Source organism: Kitasatospora sp. NPDC091276 (assembly GCF_040684355.1).
Lineage (GTDB): Bacteria > Actinomycetota > Actinomycetes > Streptomycetales > Streptomycetaceae > Kitasatospora.
The window spans coordinates 74143-93013 of sequence record NZ_JBFBFU010000010.1 but is presented as its reverse complement, the minus strand read 5'-3'; the positions used below and the strand labels follow the sequence as shown (position 1 = coordinate 93013).

The 18871-nt window shown below is 73.0% G+C and carries 12 protein-coding genes; 5 read left to right on the top strand and 7 right to left on the bottom strand.

The genetic code is table 11. The features are described from left to right. Window positions 1-289: 289 nt before the first annotated feature. Window positions 290-4120 (top strand): cytochrome D1 domain-containing protein, encoded by a 3831-nt coding sequence (locus tag AB0O19_RS14835; RefSeq protein ID WP_363619660.1) that lies wholly within the window; start codon window positions 290-292, stop codon window positions 4118-4120. A 141-nt stretch (window positions 4121-4261) separates the two neighbouring features. On the opposite strand, the gene AB0O19_RS14830 is transcribed toward AB0O19_RS14835, so the two are convergent. The 6 genes from AB0O19_RS14830 to AB0O19_RS14805 all read right to left on the bottom strand — a co-directional run bounded on the left by AB0O19_RS14830 (window position 4262) and on the right by AB0O19_RS14805 (window position 10160). Further along, window positions 4262-5581 carry a ferritin-like protein gene (locus tag AB0O19_RS14830; RefSeq protein WP_363619658.1) on the bottom strand — a complete coding sequence of 440 codons (1320 nt, stop codon included), beginning with the start codon at window positions 5579-5581 and terminating at the stop codon, window positions 4262-4264. Continuing rightward, window positions 5578-6321, bottom strand: a complete 744-nt coding sequence (locus AB0O19_RS14825; protein ID WP_363619656.1) for a DNA-binding domain-containing protein — start codon at window positions 6319-6321, stop codon at window positions 5578-5580. Before AB0O19_RS14825 ends, AB0O19_RS14830 begins: the two co-directional genes overlap by 4 nt. 1 nt (window position 6322) lies before the next feature. Continuing rightward, the gene (locus AB0O19_RS14820) at window positions 6323-7219 is read right to left on the bottom strand and encodes a DUF692 domain-containing protein (protein ID WP_363619654.1); all 897 of its coding nucleotides are present in this window, start codon (window positions 7217-7219) and stop codon (window positions 6323-6325) included. After that, on the bottom strand, window positions 7216-7878 hold the full coding sequence (locus AB0O19_RS14815; protein ID WP_363619652.1) for a hypothetical protein: 663 nt from the start codon (window positions 7876-7878) through the stop codon (window positions 7216-7218). The genes AB0O19_RS14820 and AB0O19_RS14815 overlap by 4 nt, the downstream gene beginning before the upstream one ends. A gap of 225 nt (window positions 7879-8103) precedes the next feature. Further along, window positions 8104-9477 (bottom strand): HAMP domain-containing sensor histidine kinase, encoded by a 1374-nt coding sequence (locus AB0O19_RS14810; protein ID WP_363583438.1) that lies wholly within the window; start codon window positions 9475-9477, stop codon window positions 8104-8106. Continuing rightward, entirely contained in the window at window positions 9474-10160 is a 687-nt protein-coding gene (locus AB0O19_RS14805) for a response regulator transcription factor (protein ID WP_363583436.1), read from the bottom strand. Before AB0O19_RS14805 ends, AB0O19_RS14810 begins: the two co-directional genes overlap by 4 nt. A gap of 431 nt (window positions 10161-10591) precedes the next feature. Between AB0O19_RS14805 and AB0O19_RS14800 the strand changes: the two genes are divergently transcribed. The 3 genes from AB0O19_RS14800 (at window position 10592) to AB0O19_RS14790 (ending at window position 13401) form a co-directional block, all read left to right on the top strand. Then, complete coding sequence (locus AB0O19_RS14800; protein ID WP_363619650.1) at window positions 10592-11344, top strand: DUF2993 domain-containing protein; 753 nt, start codon at window positions 10592-10594, stop codon at window positions 11342-11344. Next, window positions 11341-12531 (top strand): alpha/beta fold hydrolase, encoded by a 1191-nt coding sequence (locus AB0O19_RS14795; protein WP_363619648.1) that lies wholly within the window; start codon window positions 11341-11343, stop codon window positions 12529-12531. The genes AB0O19_RS14800 and AB0O19_RS14795 overlap by 4 nt, the downstream gene beginning before the upstream one ends. 75 nt (window positions 12532-12606) lie before the next feature. Next, entirely contained in the window at window positions 12607-13401 is a 795-nt protein-coding gene (locus AB0O19_RS14790; protein WP_363619646.1) for an SGNH/GDSL hydrolase family protein, read from the top strand. Window positions 13402-13476: 75 nt separating this feature from the next. Here the strand turns inward: AB0O19_RS14790 and AB0O19_RS14785 are convergent, their stop codons facing one another. Beyond that, window positions 13477-16470 (bottom strand): glycoside hydrolase family 3 C-terminal domain-containing protein, encoded by a 2994-nt coding sequence (locus AB0O19_RS14785; protein WP_363619644.1) that lies wholly within the window; start codon window positions 16468-16470, stop codon window positions 13477-13479. 241 nt (window positions 16471-16711) lie between these two features. Here AB0O19_RS14785 and AB0O19_RS14780 point away from each other — a divergent pair, with 241 nt between their 5' ends. Then, complete coding sequence (locus AB0O19_RS14780; protein WP_363619642.1) at window positions 16712-18745, top strand: chitinase C-terminal domain-containing protein; 2034 nt, start codon at window positions 16712-16714, stop codon at window positions 18743-18745. The last annotated feature ends 126 nt before the right edge of the window (window positions 18746-18871 follow it).

The following is an 18871-nucleotide window of genomic DNA, read 5'->3' as shown; positions in this document are numbered from 1 at the left end:
GTCACAGGTGTGCCGGCAGCCGGCGGATGCCTTTCGCGCGGACGACGGGTCCTCCGCGCAGGTGCCGACTTGAGCGGCGGCACCTGCGCGGCGGCACCTGAGGCGCTCGGCCCGGTGGCGAGCGGCTGCCACCGGGCCGTCCCCCGAACGCCACGAGGTGTTCCGGCGAACCCCCCGATGCCAGAAACTCTGCAGCGGCGGCGCATTGTCCGAAAGAGCCCTCTGGGCAGGACATTCAAGTCGGACAACGATGTGAGGGGGCGGGAGAGGCCTGCCAGGGGTGGTGAACGTGGACGCGCGGCCGAACGGGACACAGCGCAAGGCCCGACTGGGCAGACCGGAGCGGTTCGTCGATCCGCAGGCCGGTCCGGTGGAGCGGCTCGCCTGGGAGCTTCGCCAGTTGCGGGACCGGTCGGGCGCACCGAGCTACCGCGCGCTGGCGAAGGAGTCGCACTACTCCGCCAGCACGCTGGCGGAGGCGGCGAAGGGCGAGCGCCTGCCGTCGCTGGCCGTGGTGCTCGCCTACGCGCGGGTGTGCGGCGGAGAGAAGGCGGAGTGGGAGGCCCGCTGGCTGGCGGCTTCCCGCGCCGTCCAAGGGCCGGCCGCCACGGCACAGGACGGCGATGAGGACCGCGCGGACGGGGGCGACCCCGCTCACTGCCCGTACCTGGGACTGGCCGCGTTCGGCACGGGGGACGCCGACATCTTCTTCGGCCGGTCGGAACTGGTGAGCCACCTGGTCCGGCACGTGGGTGACCACCGGCTGACGGCAGTCGTCGGCGCCTCCGGCAGCGGCAAGTCCTCACTGCTGCGGGCCGGGCTGCTCCCCCGGCTCGACGAGTCCTGGCACACCGCGCCGCTGGTCCCCGGCGACCACCCGCTACGGGCGCTGGCCCTGGCGGTCTGCGCCCTGACGGGCGGTGACGCGGAGGCACTGTCCCGCGCGCTGGCCGACGAGCCCGCGGCCCTGGGGATCGCGCTGGACACCTGGCTGGTCACGCAGCCCGCCGACCGGCGCGTCGTCCTCGTCGTCGACCAGTTCGAGGAGCTCTTCACCACCTGCGCGGACGCCGGGGAGCGGGAGGCGGCCCTGGCCTGCCTGGCCTGGACGGCCGGCGACCGCACGGCCGTCGACGGGACGGCCGACGACCACACAGCCGGCGACGGAGCGGCCGGGGCCGGCGCGGCCGAGGCCCGGGTACGGGTCGTCATCAACGTGCGCGCCGACTTCTACGACCGCTGCCTCGCCCACCCCGCCCTGGCCGCCGCCCTCCGTTCCGGCGCCCAACTGCCGGTCGGCGCACCCACCCGGGCCGAGCTGCGGGACATCGTCGTCGAACCCGCGGCCCGAGCGGGCGTCGTGGTGGACCCCGACCTGCTGGAGGCCGTCCTCGCGGAGGCCACCGGCCAGCCCGGCGCGCTGCCGCTGGTGGCCCACGCGATGCGCGAGACCTGGACCAGGCACCGTGGGACCGTCCTGCGGCTGGCCGACTACCGGGCCACCGGCGGCATGCGGGGAGCCATCACCCAGACCGCCGAGGCCATGTACGCCGCTCTCCCGCCGGGCCACCAGGAGGCCATGCGGCTGCTGTTCCTCCGGCTCACCGCCCCGGGCGAGGGCACCGAGGACACCCGCCGCCGCCTGGCCCGGAAGGAACTCGACGGCCTCGCCGACGCCGCGACCGTCGACGACCTCCTGCACCGGCTCGCCGCCGCCCGCCTGATCGTCCTGGCCGACGGCACCGTCGACGTCGCCCACGAAGCGGTCATCCGCGCCTGGCCTCGGCTGCGCCACTGGCTCGACGTCGACCGCGAGGCCCTGCGGACACACCGCCGGCTCACCCAGGCCGCCCTGACCTGGCACGAACTCCAGCGCGACCCGGGCGCGTTGTACCGGGGAGCACAGCTCGCCACCGCCTGGAGCTGGTCCCGTACCCGCGGCGCGGCGCTCAACCGGCTTGAGTCCGCCTTCCTGGACGCCAGCACCGCGGCGGACGGCCAGCGCGGCCGTCGCCGGCGCCGGACGGTCGTGGCGCTGGCCGTCCTGACCGTGCTCTCCCTGGTGCTGGCGGTGACCGCGTTCGTCCAGGGGGAGCAGTCCGACGCGCAGCGCCGCGTCGCGGTCTCCCGCGAACGGGCCGCCCAGTCCAGGCAACTCCTCGAAACGCAGCCCGAGGCCGCGGCGCTGGTAGCGCTGGAGGGCTACCGGACGGCCCGCACCACCGAGGCCCGCGGCAGCCTGCTGAGCGCCTACGCCGCCTACTCCTCCAACCAGTTCACCGGTCACACCGGCACCGTGACGGCGGTGGCGTACGCGCCCGACGGCCGCACCCTGGCCACCGGCAGCGCCGACCACACCGTGAAGCTGTGGGACACCACCACCCACCGCATGCTCGCCACCCTGACCGGCCACACCGGCATCGTCAACACGGTCGCCTTCAGCCCCGACGGCCGCACCCTGGCCAGCGCCGGCGCCGACCGCACCGTACGGCTGTGGGACGTCGCCTCCGACCGCACGACGGGCATCCTCACCGGCCACACCGGCGCCGTCTCCTCGGCGGTGTTCTCGCCCGACGGACACACCCTGGCCACCGCCGGGTACGACCAGACCGCCCGGCTGTGGGACGTGGCGTCCCAGCGCGCCCTCACGACGCTCACCGGTCACGCCGGTTCCGTACGAGCGGTGGCGTACGCGCCCGACGGCCGCACCCTGGCCACCAGCGGCGCCGACCACACCGTGAAGCTGTGGGACACCACCACCCACCGCATGCTCGCCACCCTGACCGGCCACACCGGCGCCGTCGGCACCGTCGCCTTCAGCCCCGACGGCCGCACCCTGGCCAGCGCCGGCGCCGACCGCACCGTACGGCTGTGGGACGTGGCGTCGCACGACACCACGGCCGTCCTCAACGGGCACACGCAGGAGGTGAGCCAGGCCGCGTTCACCGCCGACGGCCGCACCCTGACCACGATCGGCCAGGACAACACGGTCGCCCTGTGGGACGTGGCCGAGCGCCGACTGACCGCCACCCTCCACGAGACCAACACATCCGCCCCCGCGCTGGCGCTCTCCCCCGACGGCAACGAGCTGGCCACCACCGCCACCGACAACATCGTCCACACGTGGGACCTCAGGAGCCGCCAGATCGCCGCCACCTTCAGCGCGACGAACGACCTGGACACCCTCGCGACCGTCGCCACCTACGCCCCCGACGGCCGGACCCTCGCCATCGGCCACACCGACGGCTCCGTCACCTCGTGGACCACCGCTCCGCTGCGCCCCGCCGTGACCTTCGCGGCGCACAGCCAGGGCATCATGCACCTGGCGTTCTCCCCGGACGGCCTCCTGCTGGCCGCCGCGAGCTCCGACCGCACGGCACGCCTGTGGGACGCCGCGTCAGGCCGCCCGGTGGCCACCCTCGAAGGCCACACCGACCAGGTGTCGAGCGTCGCCTTCTCCCCCGACGGCCGCACCCTGGCCACCAGCAGCCTCGACACGACCGTGCGTCTGTGGGACGTGGCGACCCACCAGACGACAGCGGTCCTCCAAGGGCACACCAGCCTGGTCTCCAAGGCCGTCTTCGCCCCCGACGGCCGCACCCTGGCCACCGCCGGGTACGACGGGACGGTGCGCCTGTGGGACCTGGCCACGCACCGCACACTCGCCGTGCTGTCGGAGAACACCAACGCCATCGCTTCCCTGGCCTTCTCCCCCGACGGCCGCACCCTGGCCACCGGCAGCTCCGACGCCACCGTGCGCCTGTGGGACGTGGCGCAGCGCCGGACGGTCGCCACCCTGACCGGCCACATCAACACCGTCTTCTCCGTCGCCTTCAGCGCCGACGGCCGCACGCTGGCCAGCACCGACGCCAGCGGCACGGTGTGCCTGTGGGACGTGGCATCACAGCAGGTCACGGCACTGCTCGTCGGTCACACCAGAGCCGTGCACACGGCCGCCTTCAGCCCCGACCAGAGCACGCTCCTCACCGCCGCCAGCGACGGAGCACGGCTGTGGCCCACGGACGCGGACCGGACCGCCGACCGCATCTGCGACCTGAGCCGCACCAACCACTGGCCCGGATCCCTCTCCGGCACCACCACGGGCGACGCCTGCCGGTGAGCTCCGAGTCGTTGACGTAGCCCGCGCCCGCCCGCCCGCCCGCACACCCCGAACGCCGGATGTGCCACGAAGACACCGCCAACCCCCCGTTGCGCGGATCGTCGGAGCGGGCGGACGGGCCGGGGCGCCGGTCGCGGTCCGTCAGTTGGGCATCGGGCGCGGGCGGCTGGCGGGGGGATCCGAGGGGATGTCGTCCACGCTGGGCAGGTTCTTCAGGAGCCAGTGGACGCTGTTGTCACCGCCGAGTTCGGGGAAGTCGACGACAGCGGTCTCGCAGAGCCAGATCAGGTGCTCCTTCATGGTCCGGTGCCCCTTGGCCTTCTGCTCCGCGGCGAAGTCGTAGTACTCGAAGGTGGGAGCGGCACAGGCTCCGTCCCAGGCGGGGTCGTCGCTGCCCGGGGTCGTCATGAGGAGTTCCGCGATGGGGTAGAGCACACCGCTCATCGAGGCGATGAAGGTGCGTTCCAGGTGGTAACGGGTGCTCGTGCGGTTCGGGTTGAGGTTCGACCGGACGGCGTAGAGCTTGTCGAGCATGGCCAGGGTGTAGCAGTAGGCGGCATTGAAGAGGAGGGCCAGGCCTCCGGCCGGTCCGGAGAAGTCCTTCGCCCGGGGATCGCCGGGGACGTCGCGGACCTGCCCGATGACCTCGATGCCCTGTTCGATCCTCTTGAACTTCGCGTAGTGCGAGAGCTCGTCGAGGCCGGGTCGCGGGTTGACGGGGTCGATCGGGACGGTGGCCTTCTTCGGGTCCACGCCCTCGCCCTGCTCGATCACGATCTTCAAGGCGGTCTGGGCCGTGTCGAGGTCGGTGATGACCACGGGTTCGCCGCCGCCGTCGTGGTTCCAGTACGCGCTCTCGTACTGCCAGGGGGCGTTTGCCTTCGCGTACTTCCACACGCCGTCCGGGTCGACCTGGGTCAGGTGCTTGAGGCCCTCTTCGATCGCCCGGTAGAACTGGCCGAGCGTGTGGTACTCGTCCGGTTGCGGCTCGGCGCCCTTCTCGGCGGGCAGTTCCAACGGCAGGAACACCCGGGTCATCAGGTCCTTGCTGCACCGCTCCAGGTGAAGGGTCAACGGCGGAGTCCGATGGAGCATCTTGCTCGGGTACTTGGTGATGAAGTCCGGGTCGTAGAAGACGATCCGGTCCGCTCCGCCGAGCGCGACCGCCAGGTTGCGCACCAGGCACAGGTGCAGCATCTCCTCGATCGCGATGCTGATGATCGTGCGCTGGGCGGAGATTCCCGGGTCCCACTGGCTGTGGCCCTTGGTCCCGATGGAGTAGGCCGCGTACAGGTACATCGGGATCGTGGACAGCTCGACCTGGGCCGCCTGGTGCAGGTGGTCGAGCAGGGCGTCGATGTCCTCGATCGGCCGGTCGGCCTTGATCGTGTCGATCGGGGTGACCGCGAAGGGGATGTCGGCCAGGCGACGGGTGGCGGACTTGGTGGCATCGGTCGTCATACCTCGGCTCCGTTCGGTTCCGGGCGCTCGTGGCGCGGTGAGGGCGGTGCGGGTGGCGGACCGGCCCGGTCGGGGCGGTCGGGGCGGTCGGGGAACCCAGCCCGGGAGGCGAGGAGCGTGCGCCGGACGTCCCCGGTCAGCTCCGTCACGTGGACGCCGTGGTCCCGGCGGCGCAGCAGCAGGAGTACGGGGCGTGCGGCCGGCGGCTGCGGGTCCTCGCCGCGGGCCACCGCGGCCGCGTAGCGGTGCACGGGGTGCCGACAGGCCAGCACGCGGCACGCGCGGTCCGGTTCGGCGTCGTACACTTCGGCGAAAGCCCGTTCATATCCCGCGAGTTCGACGATCAACTGGACCCAGGGATCGGCGTCGTGGCCCGGTGGGTCGCGGTCGGGTCTGGTGGTCGCGAGGTGCGACGCGAAGCCGTCGGCGAAGTGCTCCAGGGTCCAGCTGCGGGACGGGCAGGTGTTCAGGTACTCGGTGGCGAGCGCGTCGAAGGCCTCCGGCCCCAGGAGTCGGCGCAGCGCGGGGAAGCAGGAGCGCAGGCAGGCCAGTAGGCGCAGCCGGTAACCGCGGCGGTAGATGTCCAGCCGCTCGCCGGCGGTGAGCCGGCTGGACGGTGTGAGCACCAGGGCGGTGGCCTCGCCGCCCTCCTGGTCCGGGCCGGTGGCGTGGAGGACGGCGGCCTGCAGCCAGTGCTGGAGTTCGGCCAGGTGCGCCGGTTCCCCTTCGACCGTCGACATGTCAGACTCCCGTCGCGACGGGGATGTTCGCCGGATCGAGGGCCCGCTGGCGTGCCTTTCCGAGTTCCGCCACCAGCTCGGGGAAGGGCGGCAGGCGGTCGTCCCACTCCAGCAGGGTGGACACGGGCCCGGTCAGCGCGATCGCCGCGTCGTACAGCTCCCACACGGCCGGTGCGACCGGTCCGTCATGGGTGTCGATCAGATGTGTGCCCGCGTCGGTGTGACCGGCCAGATGGATCTGTACGACCCGGTCGTGCGGGAGTGCTCCGAGGTATGCGCGCGGATCGGTGTCGTGGTTGACGGCCGACACGTGGACGTTGTTGACGTCCAGCAGGAGCCCGCAGTCGGCCTCGACCGCCAGCCGCGCGACGAACTCCTCCTCCGGCATGGTCGATGCGGCGAAGCCCACGTACGTGCTGGGGTTCTCCAGCACCAGCGGGCGCTCCAGGAAGTCCTGCACGGTCCTGACCCGTCGCACCAGATGCGTCAGCGCGGCCTCGGTGAAGGGGACCGGCAGCAGGTCGTGGGTGTTGAGCCCGGCGACCCCGGTGAAGCACACGTGGTCCGACACCCAGGCGGCGCCCGCCGCGTCGGCCAGCCGCCGGAGCCGCCCCAGGTAGTCGAAGTCCAGGGGCTCCACGCTGCCGATCGACAGCGACACCCCGTGCATGACCAGGGAGTGCCGCTCGGCGACCCGGTCCAGTACGTGACGCGGGTGGCCGTGGGAGTCGAGGTAGTTCTCGGAGATGATCTCCAGCCACTCGGCGCCCAGCTCATCGCCGAGGTGGTCCAGTACGTACCGGTGGTGCGGGCCGCGCAGGCCGACACCGAACCCCAGGTTCGGCAGGTCGAAGCGGGACACCCGGTCGATCCGCTCGCCCTGGTGGGGCTCCGTCACGCGGTCGCCTCGTCCGACGGCAGCGGCAGCACCTGCGGCTTGCTCCGGTCGAGTCTCTTCTTCCTCCGCTCGGCCTCGGTCACTTCGTACGGCGGGACCAGGTCGTCCGGGTAGCCCTCACCCGGGGACGGGCCGAACGGGAGGCCGGCGGCGTACATCCGGGCCTCGAACAGCTGGCGGGCGAGCTTCCAGACGCTCTTGCCCTTCAGCGGGCCGCCCGCGAACACCCGGCTGACATTGATCGGGCTCGCGCAGCTGCCGTTCTGCCGACAGGCCTGCTCACCCGGCTTGGCGAGTTCCGCGTCGGGGCCGGTGTAGCCGCACCCGCCCTGCCCGCGGCACTCGTTGGCGCCGTGGCACACGTGCAGGACGGTGGCACAGGCTCCCATGCCCGCCATCGGCGCCTTCTCGTCGATGTCGTGGTTGCGGCAGGCGTTCAAGCCCATGCACACATGGAGCTCAAGGGCCTTCTGCAGCTCGGCCGCGGACACGCGCGGCCCGCCGGCCTCGTGCGCGGCGTGCCGCAGCGCGATCCCGTCGTCGCCGCCGAGGATCACGCGCTCGATCTGCGCCAGTTCCCCGGGGCTCAGATCCGGGAAGCCGTCACCGCCGGCCGCCCTGCCACTGTTCTCCCTGCCACTGTTCTCCCTGCCACTCACGAGTACCTCCTCGATCGCCTTGGCTCGGGCACGCACGGCAGTGCGATCTCACTGCGATGTCACACGATGTGACGCGCGCCACAGTCGCCAAGGTCATCACAGCCGGAGGCGGGCTGGATAGCGCCAAATGAGTAGTGTGCGAATTATTCCTGCGGAGCGAGCTCCGGGCGCTGCGCGGGGCAGGCGGTTCGGACGCGGCCCTGGTCCGGGGTGCTGCGCGGGCGGCTACGCGTCGAGCGGGATGGTGCCGAGGGCGACGGTGAAGCAGGCGCCGCCCTCGGGGCCGTGGCCGTGGACGGTGATGGTGGCGCCGAGCCGGTCGGTGAGGCGACGGGTGATGGCCAGGCCGAGGCCGGTGCCGCCGGGGCGGGTGCCCGCATAGCGGGAGTGCAGGGCGCCGGGTTCGAAGGCGACCCGGACGTCCTCGTCGGTCAGGCCGGGGCCGCCGTCGCGGACCTGCAGCTCGGTGTCGCCGCTGTCCGTTCGGCGCAGGGCCAGCACCACGGGGGCGCCGGGCGGCGAGATCCGCACGGCGTTGCCGATCAGGCCGTCGAGCAGCTGGCGGACCCGGAATCCGTCGGTGACCGTGATCACGGGTTCCCCGGCCGTTTCCACCCGCAGGTGGAGTTCGCTCTGCCGGACCCTCTGGTCCCAGGCTCGCGCGGTCTCACGGACGAGGGCGGTGAGGTCGGTGGGTTCGCGGGTGATGGGGAAGTCGTCGGCGTCCAGGCGTGCGAGTTCGAGCAGGTCGGAGACGAAGCGGTCCAGGCGTCTGGTCTCGGTCAGGAGGATCTGGCCGACCTGGGCCTGCTGCCCGGGTTCGACGACCCCGTCGGTGAGGGCCTCGGCGTAGCCCTGGAGTGCGGTGAGGGGGGTACGGATCTCGTGGGAGATCGAGGTCAGGAAGTCGCGCTGGCGTTGTTCGCTGCGTTCGAGGGCGGCGCCCAGTGCGTTCAGGGCCTGGGCGACGTCACGGGCCTCGGTGGGGCCGTCGGCCTCGCAGCGCAGGCCGCGTTCACCTGCGGCGAGTCGGTGGGCGACACCGGCCGCCGCGACCAGGGGGCGGGCGATGCGGCGGGCCAGCAGGGCTCCGGCGAGGGCGGCTCCGACCAGGCCCGCGACCAGGGGGAGCGTCAGACTGCCGCGCATCCGGCCGGCAGCCGCATCGACCTCGGTGAACGGCTGGGTCAGCACGACAGCGCCGCCGTTGCTTGCCGGGTGTCCCTGGACGAGTACGCGCTGGTCGCCGAGCGAGGCCGTGGCGGAGAGCGTCCGCCCGGCGAGCAGCGCGTCCCGGTCGGCCGGGGCTACGGCCTGCGCCGCGGGGCCGTCCACGTGTCCGTCGGGATCGACGACGGCGACCAGGACGCCGGTGGCCCCGGTCAGCCGTTGGGTCTGGTCGAGGAGCAGCACGGACAGGTTGGGAGCGAGGCTGAGCACGGTGGCCTGCCGGGACAGGCGCTCCCGGTACTGGGACTCGGCGTTGGAGAAGGCGGTCTGCCAGGCCGCGACCCCCGCCAGTAGCACGGCCGTGGCTGCCACCACGGTGGCGAGCAGGACCAGGCTGCCGGTGAGGGAGCCCGCGCGCAGGCGCCTCACCGCTCCGGCTCCTGGGCGCTGTAGCCGATCCCCCGCACGGTGCGGATCGGGCTGGCGTCGCCGAGCTTGGCGCGCAGCTGCGAGACGTAGACGTCGACGACCCGGCTGTCGCCGTAGTCGGCCTGCCCCCAGACCTGGGCGCGGAGCTGCTCGCGGCTGAAGACCTGACCGGGCCGGGCCAGCAGGTGGGCGAGCAGGTTGAACTCGGTGGTGGTCAGCTCCAGCGGTTCGCCGTCGCAGAGCACCGTGCGGCGACCGGGGTCCAGGCGCAGCCGGCTGCCGCCCAGGACGGCCGAGACCGGTGGGCCGGCGGTGCGGCGCAGCACCGCCTTGACCCGGGCGACCAGCTCGCGGGGCGAGAACGGTTTGGTGAGGTAGTCGTCGGCACCGATCTCCAGGCCGAGGATCCGGTCGGCCTCCTCGTCCCGGGCGGTGACCAGGATGACGGGCGTCCAGTCGTCGGCGGCGCGCAGCCGGCGGCAGAAGTCCGTGCCGTCCAGCCCGGGCAGCCCGATGTCGAGAACGATCGCCACCGGCCGCAGCCGTGCCACGGCGGCCAACCCGGCGGTGCCGTCGGCCTCGGTGTGGACGCCGAAGCCCTCGCGGGTGAGGTACAGGCGCTGGAGGTCGGCGATGTGGCGCTCGTCCTCCACCACCAGCACAAGGCCCTTGCTCTGTGTCATCTGTCCGGTGTCACCGCAGTCTCCCCGCGCCGCGGCACCCATCCCGCGGCTGCTTGGCCAGTCGCGCGTGCCACGGCTTCGAACTGCACCGATGCTAACCCGCGGGCCGTCACCGTCCGGCGGACCGACGGCGATCCTTACAAGGCCCGAACACAGGCCGAACCTTCGCCTTGCACAACGGCGACAGGATGCTTCCGACCTCGCCGACCGGCGGGGTCGGGACAAGGGAGAGCAGTCGTGCTCACGGGCTCCGGATCCCTCGTGCTGCTCGGCGTCTGTGTTGCGGCCCTCCTGATCGTCGCGGTCGTCGTGCTGCTCACGCGCACCGGTCGCGCCCCGTCCCCAGGACAACGGCCGACCACAGGACGCCGCCGGGACCGCACCGGGCCGCCCGCCCCCTCCGACGCCCCGACAACGACAGCAGGACAATGATGACCATCCGTCCAGAACCGGCCCGAACCGCCACCGCGCGGCTGGGCCGCCTCCGCCGCCCGACCACCCGGCGAGGCCGGATCACTCGCGCCGTCGTCCTGCCCGTGGCCGTCGTGCTGGCCCTCGCCGGGGGCGGCGAGGCCGTCACCCGGCACGTCCTGAAGAGCCGGATCGCCGACCGCATGGGAAAGGCGCTCGACACCCGGGTGACGGTCGACACCGGCGCCGGCCCGGCGCTGCTCGCGATCCTCGACCGGCACCTGGATCACGTCACGCTCGGCGCGGACGACGCCCACCTCGGCTCACTCACGGGCGCCTCGGTCCGCATCACGCTCGACGACCTCCACCTGGCCGAGCCCGCGACGGCGTCCGACGTCCGGGCCACCGTCACGATCCCCGCCGACTCCCTGGCGGGAGCGATCCACGACTCGGGCCAGGGCGTTCCCGTCAGCAGCACCCGGACCGACCCCGCCACCGGCACCCTCCTGCTCGCCCTGGGCCCGGGTGGCATGGGCCAGTTGACGCTGAAGCCCGCCCTGGCCGACGGCCGGGTCACCATCACCGCCACCAGCCTGCAGTTCCTCGGCCGAACGATCACCGGTCCCCAGCTCGACCAGATCAACACCAAGCTCACCGCGCGGAACCGACAAACCGACTATCCCCTGTCCCTCAAGCCCGTCTCACTCACCGTCACACCGACCGGACTCGCCCTCACCCTGGCCTCCGGCCCCACCACGCTGAAGCAGCCATGAACCAGGAACCGACCCCGGCGATGACCGACCCCACGACACCACCGTCCAGCCGCCGCACCCGCCTGCGCCGACGCATCGTCGTCGCCGTCACGGGCCTGCTCGTCCTCACTCTCACCGCGGCGTCCGGCGCGCTGTGGCTACTGACCGGCAAGTTGCTGCACCCCACCGACGACACCCCGCTGAACACCCGCGTCATCGCCGTGGGGAACGCGACGGTGACCCTTCCCGCCACCGACGAGAGCCGCTACACCGGCACCTACGGCCTGGTCTGGCAGGACAGCGGATCCGCACAGCGGCGCTCGGGAGAACTCGGCCGCGTCCTCGCCTCGGACGGCAAGACCGTCACCCGCGAACTCCAGGCCACCGCCCCACCCGCCGTCGGCGCCAAGGCGAAGATCATCGTCACCGTGTGGAACTCGGACCCGCGCCGAGCGGTGGGGCTGGACTACCAGGACGTCAGCTACCCCGGCGACCTGGGCCCGATGCCCGCCTGGTACCTCCCGGGCTCGCGCAGCACCTGGGTCATCCAGGTCCACGGGCTCGGCGCCGGCCGCAGCGCGGGCCTGCGGACGATGCCCGAACTGCACGACCTCGGCTACCCGATCCTCGACATCACCTACCGCAACGACCCCGGCGCACCCCGCGACTCCAACGGCAACCGACAACTCGGCAACACGGAATGGCGCGACCTCGACGCCGCCGTCCGCTACGCCCAAGCCCACGGAGCCTCCGGCGTGGTGCTCTACGGGTTCTCCATGGGCGGCGCAATCGTCGAGAACTACCTGCAGCGCGCCCAGGACACCAGCGCGGTCCGCTCAGTCGTCCTCGACTCGCCCGCACTCGACTACCGGGCGGCCATCGACACGATCGCCACCGGCCTCGGACTCCCGTTCCCCATCGCCGACCTCACGGCCCCCTTCATCCGGATCCGAGCCGGAGTGGACCTCGACCAGGTCGACACCCTGGCGGCGAACCGGCGCAACGGCGGCCCCGGACAGCCCGTGCTGCTCTTCCACGGGACCGCCGACACACTCGTCCCGTACGCCGGCAGCGCCCGGTTCGCCCGCGACTGGCCGGACAAGGTCCGACTCGTCACCGTCCCCGGGGCCGGCCACACCGGCTCCTGGAACGCCGACCCCGCCCGGTACGACAACGAGCTCGCCGACTTCCTCGGTCAGCACTCCTGACCGCGTCCCGGGCACCGCGCCGCAACGCCGAACAGCCCCACTGACACACCAGCCGTCCCACCAAGGAGGCAACCGATGAGCCGAACCCGCCCCGCAGCCCTCGCGGCCGCGCTCCTCACCCTGACGACCACCGCACTCGCCGCCACCACCGGCACCGCCCACGCCGCCACCGTCAACTACGTGGCCCTCGGCGACTCCTACTCCGCGGGCGGCGGATCATCCAGCACGTACCTCAACAGCTGCAACCAGAGCACCAACGCGTACCCGTACCTCTACGCCCAGTCCACCTCACCGGCCACCTTCGACTTCCAGGCCTGCGGCGGCGCCACCACCACCGACGTCGTGAACAACCAACTCGCCCCGCTCACTTCCGGCACCACCTTGGTCAGCATGACCATCGGCGGCAACGACGTCGGCCTGCGCGACGTACTGGCCTCCTGCCTGCTCGGCAGCGACGCCGCCTGCCTCAGCGCCGTCTCCTCCGCAGAGAACACCGCCCGCACCCAGCTCCCCGGCGAACTCGACACCGTCTACGGCGCCATCCGCTCCCGCGCCGCCAACGCCCACGTGGTGATCCTCGGCTACCCCCGCTTCTACGACCCCGGCGCCCCCCTCTGCCCGGGGATCAGCCCGGCCAGGCGTGCTGCCCTCAACGACGGCGCCGACGTCCTGAACAGCGTCATCCAGAGCGAGGCCGCCAAGTACCCGAACTTCGCCTACGCGGATGTGACCAGCCGGTTCGCCGGCCACCAGCTCTGCGACCCCGCTCCCTGGCTGCACGCCCTGAACTGGCCGATCGGACAGTCCTTCCACCCGACCGCCGCCGGCCAGGCCGGCGCCTACCTCCCGGCTCTGGAAGCAAACGCCTGACGCAGCCCCGCCGTCCGCCGCCCGCCGCCATCGGACGGCGGCGGACAGCGGACGGCGCCCGGCCGGCGGTGGGCATCAGGAGGGCAGGGTCCAGCGCTGGTTGGGGCCGCCGTGGCAGTCCCAGATCTGCAGCCTGGTCCAGTCGGCGCCGCTGCCGTCGCGGGCGTCGAGGCAGCGGCCGGAGGCCGGGTTGAGGAGCGTGCCGTCCGGGCGTGGCTGCCAGCGCTGGGCGCCGGTGCCGTTGCAGTCGTAGAGCTGGGCGGGCGTCCCGGCGGCGGTCCAGCCGTTGGTGACGTCCAGGCACTTGCCGAGGGCCCGCAGCGACTCGTCCTGCCCGACGGTCCAGTCCTGGGCGCCGGTGGAGTTGCAGCGGTAGAGCTGGACGGCGGTGCCGTTGGCCGTGTCGGCGCGGTTGAGGTCCACGCACTGCCCGGCGATGCCGGTCACCCGGCCGCTCGGGCGGGGGGTGGCCCAGCTCTGTTCGGCGCCCCCCGAGCAGGGCCGCAGCAGCAGCCGGTCGTCGGCGGCCGCGAGGCAGCGGCCGGACGCCGGGTGGAGGATCGAGGAGCCCGGGCCCGGGCGCCACACCTGGTCGGCGCCCGCGGTGCAGTCCCGCAGCCGGACGGCGGCGCCGTCGTCCGGGCCCGCCGGGGTCAGGCAGCCGTCGAGGGCGCGGACGGTGCCGTCCGAGCCGACCGTGGCGTCCTGGGCCGCCGTGCCCGCGCAGCCGGCCAGCCGTACCGCCTCGTCGCCGTCCGCGGCGGCGGCGCCCGCGTCCAGACAGGACCCGTCGGCACCGGTGATCCGCCCGGACCAGGTGGAGACGGCCGGAGAGCCCGGGACGTCCACCGCGCCCTGCAACTTCGGCGCGCGCGAGGAGGAGCCGACCATGAGGCCGTACCGCCCGCCGGGGACCTGCCAGCCGTGCACTCCGGTATCCCAGACCGCGAAGGAGGAGCGGTCCAGCGCCAGCTCCACGTGCGTCGACCGGCCGGGCGCCAGCGTGACCTTGTCGAAGGCCTTGAGCTGCTGCGGCGGCTCGCCGGCGGCGGACGGGAAGGAGACGTACAGCTGCGGCACCTCCGTGCCGGTCCGGGCGCCCTGGTTGGCGAGGTCGAAGCCGACCCGAACCCGGCCGGCGGCGTCCGGGCCGGTCACGGTGAGGTTGCTGTAGCCGAAGGTGGTGTACGAGAGGCCGTGGCCGAAGGGGAACAGCGGGGCGGTGGCGGTCGCGTCGTACCAGCGGTACCCGACCGCGAGCTGCTCGGTGTAGTGGTAGGCGCCGTCCGTGCCGGGGTACTGGGAGGCGTCCCGGATCGGCGTGGCCGCCGCCGAGGTCGGGAAGGTGACGGGCAGCCGCCCCGCCGGATCGGCGTCGCCGAACAGCACGTCGGCGAGCGCGGTGCCGCTCTGCTCGCCCGGGTACCAGGCCTCGACCACCGCCGGCACCGCGTCCAGCCACGGCATGGTGACCGGCCCGCCGGTGTTGAGCACCACCACCGTCCGCGGGTTGGCGCGGGCGACGGCGCGGATCAGGGCGTCGTCCGCCGGGGCGAGGTCCAGCGAGCCGCGGTCCGCGCCCTCGGTCTCCTCGTCGCCGACCACCACCACCGCGACGTCCGCCCCGGCGGCCACCGAGGCGGCCGCGGCCGCGTCGTCGCCCGGGTGGTAGCGCACCGAGACGCCCGCACCGGCCCGGGCGGCGATGCCCTGGCGAGGCGTCACGACCTGGTCGGGGTAGGGGGCGACGTGCGAGGAGCCGTAGCCGCCGGTGTAGGCGTGGTCGGCCCACGGGCCGATCACCGCGACGGACGACAGGTGGGCGGCGTCCAGCGGCAGCACCGGCCCCTGGTTGCGCAGCAGCACCGTCCCGGCGGCGGCCGCCGCCCGGGCGTCGCGCGCGCCGGCGGCGGGGTCGGAGGCGGGCGGATCGGAGACGGGCGGATCGGAGACGGCCTGGCCCGAGCCGGGGCCGGAGCCGGGGCCGGAGCCCGAGCCGGGGCCGGGACCGGAGCCGGGCGGCCGGCCGCCGTCCAGCGCCCCGGTCCGGACCATCAGCCGCAGCACCCGCCGCACCTGGTCGTCCAGGACGGCCGGGGCGAGCCGCCCGTCGGCCACGGCCGCGTTCAGGTCGGCGAAGTACGTCGTACCGCCGAACTCCTGGTCCAGCCCGCCCGCCGCGGCGTTCACCGAGGAGTGGGTGGCCGGGTAGTCGGAGCCGACCACCCCGTCGAACCCCCAACGGCCCTTCAGCACGTCCCGCAGCAGCGGGAAGTTCTCGCACGCCCAGATGCTGTTGACCGGATTGTAGCCGCACATCGCCGACCAGGCCCGGCCGTCCCGGACGGCCGCCCGGAAGGTGGGCAGCTCGATCTCGGCCAGCGTCCGCTCGTCCACCTCCGAGCTGTACGACTGCCGGTTGTTCTCCTGGTTGTTCGCCGCGAAGTGCTTCACCTGTGCCGCGACCCCCTGCGCCTGGATGCCGCGGACCTCCGCCGCCGCGACCCGCCCGGCGAGGAACGGGTCCTCCCCCAGCGTCTCGAAGTTCCGCCCGCCCTGCGGCACGCGCACGAGGTTCACCATCGGCGCGTACAGCACCTGGTAGCCGCGCGCCCGGGCCTCGCGGCCCAGCACCGCGCCGTAGGTGGTGGCGAGCCCCGGGTCGAAGGCGGCGGCCAGCGACACCGGTGCCGGCAGCGCCGTCGCCGGTTGCCCGTCCCGCACGCCGGCCGGGCCGTCGGACAGCAGCAACGGCGGGATGCCCAGCCGCGGCACGCCCCGGACGTAGCCGACCGCGTACACCCCGTTCGGTGCGGCGATCCCCTGTAGCAGCGTCGCCTTCTCGTCGGTGGTCAGCTGACCGAGGAGCGCTTCGATCCTCTGCTCCGGCGACGGCCCGCCGTGCGACCACCCACCGTGCGACCCCCCGTCCTGAGACCGCCCGCCGTGCGACTGCGGACCGGCCTGTCCGGCGACCGCTGGGCACATGCCGGAGCCGGAGGCGGCCGCCAGGAGGCAGCCGCTGAGCCCGAAACGGAGTATTCGCGTCCACGAGGTGATACGCCGCATGGCAGCACCTTTCGACGAAGGCGGGCCGAGCCGGGAGGGCCGGGAAATGTGACGGCCAGTCAAATTTACGGCGCATTAACACTTACCGGCAGGTAGCGCGCAAGGGCGCGTCGGAGGCACCAAGGGCGCGAACCGTCACCGAGGGGCGCAGGCGGGGGCGCGGACGGCGTCGGCCCGGCCGTCGTTGACGCGTCGTCTATCCGCTGTCAACACGCCGACCCTAGCTTGTCCGCGCCCCGCGATGCGGGTGGTGATGCGGAAGAAATCCGAGGTGCGATCAGCGAAAATCCCGCCGGTGCGCCCCCGGGCGCCGGCCAGTACGGATCGCCATAGGCATGGCCGCGTTCCTGGCGTCCACATCGATGTCCGCGCTGGGCGCTCCGACCGCGTCCGCGTCGACGGAGAGCACCCTGCACGCGGCCCGGTACCTGCAGTTCATCGACCAGGTGCGGAGCATCGCGACCACCCCGCTGCTCGGTGCCGAGCAGACGGCCGAGCACCAGGTCGGTGCGGCCCGGGAAACGATGAGGGGCTTCGTCGAAGTCCCGCTTACTACCGCGGCGCCCTGCCGCCCGGCCGGATCAACCTCGGCATCCCCTACTACTCCCGCGGCTGGCAGAACGTCCAGGGCGGCACGGACGGGCTCTGGGGCACCTCCGCGATGCCCGACCAGTCCCAGTGCCCGAAGGGCCTCGGCGGTCGCGGCCCGGCCAACGCCCAGAGCTGCGGCCTCGGCGCGACCGGCATCGACAACGTCTGGCACGACACCGAGGACGGCCGCGAGGTCGGCGCCGGGTCGAACCCGCTGTGGCACACCAGGAACCTCCAGGACGGCCGCACCCCCGGCTACCTGAAGTCCTACGGAGTCGACCCGGCCACCGACGCGGGCAAGCTGACCGGCGGCTACGCCGAGAAGTACTCCGACCCGCTCCAGGCGTCCTGGCTGTGGAACGACACCAAGAAGGTGTTCCTCTCCACCGAGAACGAGAAGTCGATCGACGCCAAGGCGAAGTACATCGCGGACAAGGGCATCGGCGGGGCGATGATCTGGGAGCTCGCCGGCGACTACACCAAGCACCCCAACGGCGAGTGGGGCATGGGCTACGACCTGACCACCCGGCTCGACAACGCCCTCAAGGGCGCGGGGGCGTCCGGCAACACCACCGGCGGCGGCAAGCCGCTGCCCGCCGAGGTGATCGACGTCAAGGCCGAGCTGGTGGACTTCCCCACCGACGTCGCGGACATGTGGCCGATGCAGCCGAAGCTGCGGATCACCAACAACTCCAAGGTCGCCCTCGCCCAGGGCACGGAGATCTCCTTCGACCTGCCCACCTCCGCCCCGCCGGTGGTGAAGGACGGGGCCTGGAAGGAGATGAGCGGCATCGTCCCCGGCCACACCGGGCCCAACGCGGGCGGGCTGAAGGGCGACTTCCACCGGGTGACCGTCAAACTCGGCTACTGCGAGGACATCCCCGCCGGCAGGTCGAAGGACATCGACGTCAAGTACTACCTGCCCGTCACCGGCCCGGCGAACGTCACCTTCAGGATCGGCGGCAAGGACTACGGGTCGACCGGCGACAAGCGTCGCGCGGTGACAACGGTCGATCCCCCGGCACCGGCCTCCGGGGCCCAGTGCCAGGCCGCGCCGTGGCAGGCGCACGCCTACAACCCCAACCCCTCGTTCGCGTTCTGGCAGACCGGCGACAAGTGGATCATCGAGGACCGCAACAGCGGCAACGTCCTCGACCACCCCGCAAGCTGGACCGACGCCCACCTGGTGGACAAGCAGAACGGCAACGCCAACCAGCTGTGGACGGTGACCGAGGAGAGCCAGGGCTGGTACCACATCAAGTCCGCGTCCAGCGGCCACGACCAGTGCCTGGGCGCCACCACGGCCAGGGGCACCCTCACGGTCCGGGACTGCGACGGGAAGGTCGACCAGTGGTGGCGGCTGGTGCCGCTCAGCACGGACCAGGCCACCGCCGGCAAACCGCAGCTGGACAAGTGGTCCACCGGCGGCCCCAAGCACGGCAGCTCCTACGCACTGGGCAGCTTCGCCGACGGGACCGACTGGTGGAAGGCACCGGCCTACCTCGCCGCGCCCGCCAACAGCGCCACCGCCGCCGGCACGAAGATCATCACCGGGGACACCGACGGCGCCTGGGCCTCGACGGTGTCGTGGAACGGCTTCTACTGGCGCGCCAAGTGGTGGAACAAGGCGACCGACGAACCCGGCAAGAGCGACGCCTGGCAGAAGCTCGGCCCCACACCGTGACCGACCCCCACCCTGAGGGGAGTTGACCGCCGCGGGCCCCGGCAGAGCATCGCCGCTCTGCCGGGGCCCGCTGCGCATCGACGCCGGGGCGGCCGGCCCGTTTGGGTGCAGGTGCCAGAGGGCGCA

What these genes read in the sequence shown, in the direction of transcription:
- AB0O19_RS14795 (WP_363619648.1), top strand. Translation starts at nt 11,341, where the DNA reads ATGAACCAGGAACCGACCCCGGCGATGACCGACCCCACGACACCACCG.
- AB0O19_RS14825 (WP_363619656.1), bottom strand. Translation starts at nt 6,321, where the DNA reads ATGTCGACGGTCGAAGGGGAACCGGCGCACCTGGCCGAACTCCAGCAC.
- AB0O19_RS14805 (WP_363583436.1), bottom strand. Translation starts at nt 10,160, where the DNA reads ATGACACAGAGCAAGGGCCTTGTGCTGGTGGTGGAGGACGAGCGCCAC.
- AB0O19_RS14790 (WP_363619646.1), top strand. Translation starts at nt 12,607, where the DNA reads ATGAGCCGAACCCGCCCCGCAGCCCTCGCGGCCGCGCTCCTCACCCTG.
- AB0O19_RS14830 (WP_363619658.1), bottom strand. Translation starts at nt 5,581, where the DNA reads ATGACGACCGATGCCACCAAGTCCGCCACCCGTCGCCTGGCCGACATC.
- AB0O19_RS14780 (WP_363619642.1), top strand. Translation starts at nt 16,712, where the DNA reads ATGCGGGTGGTGATGCGGAAGAAATCCGAGGTGCGATCAGCGAAAATC.
- AB0O19_RS14785 (WP_363619644.1), bottom strand. Translation starts at nt 16,470, where the DNA reads ATGCGGCGTATCACCTCGTGGACGCGAATACTCCGTTTCGGGCTCAGC.
- AB0O19_RS14800 (WP_363619650.1), top strand. Translation starts at nt 10,592, where the DNA reads ATGACCATCCGTCCAGAACCGGCCCGAACCGCCACCGCGCGGCTGGGC.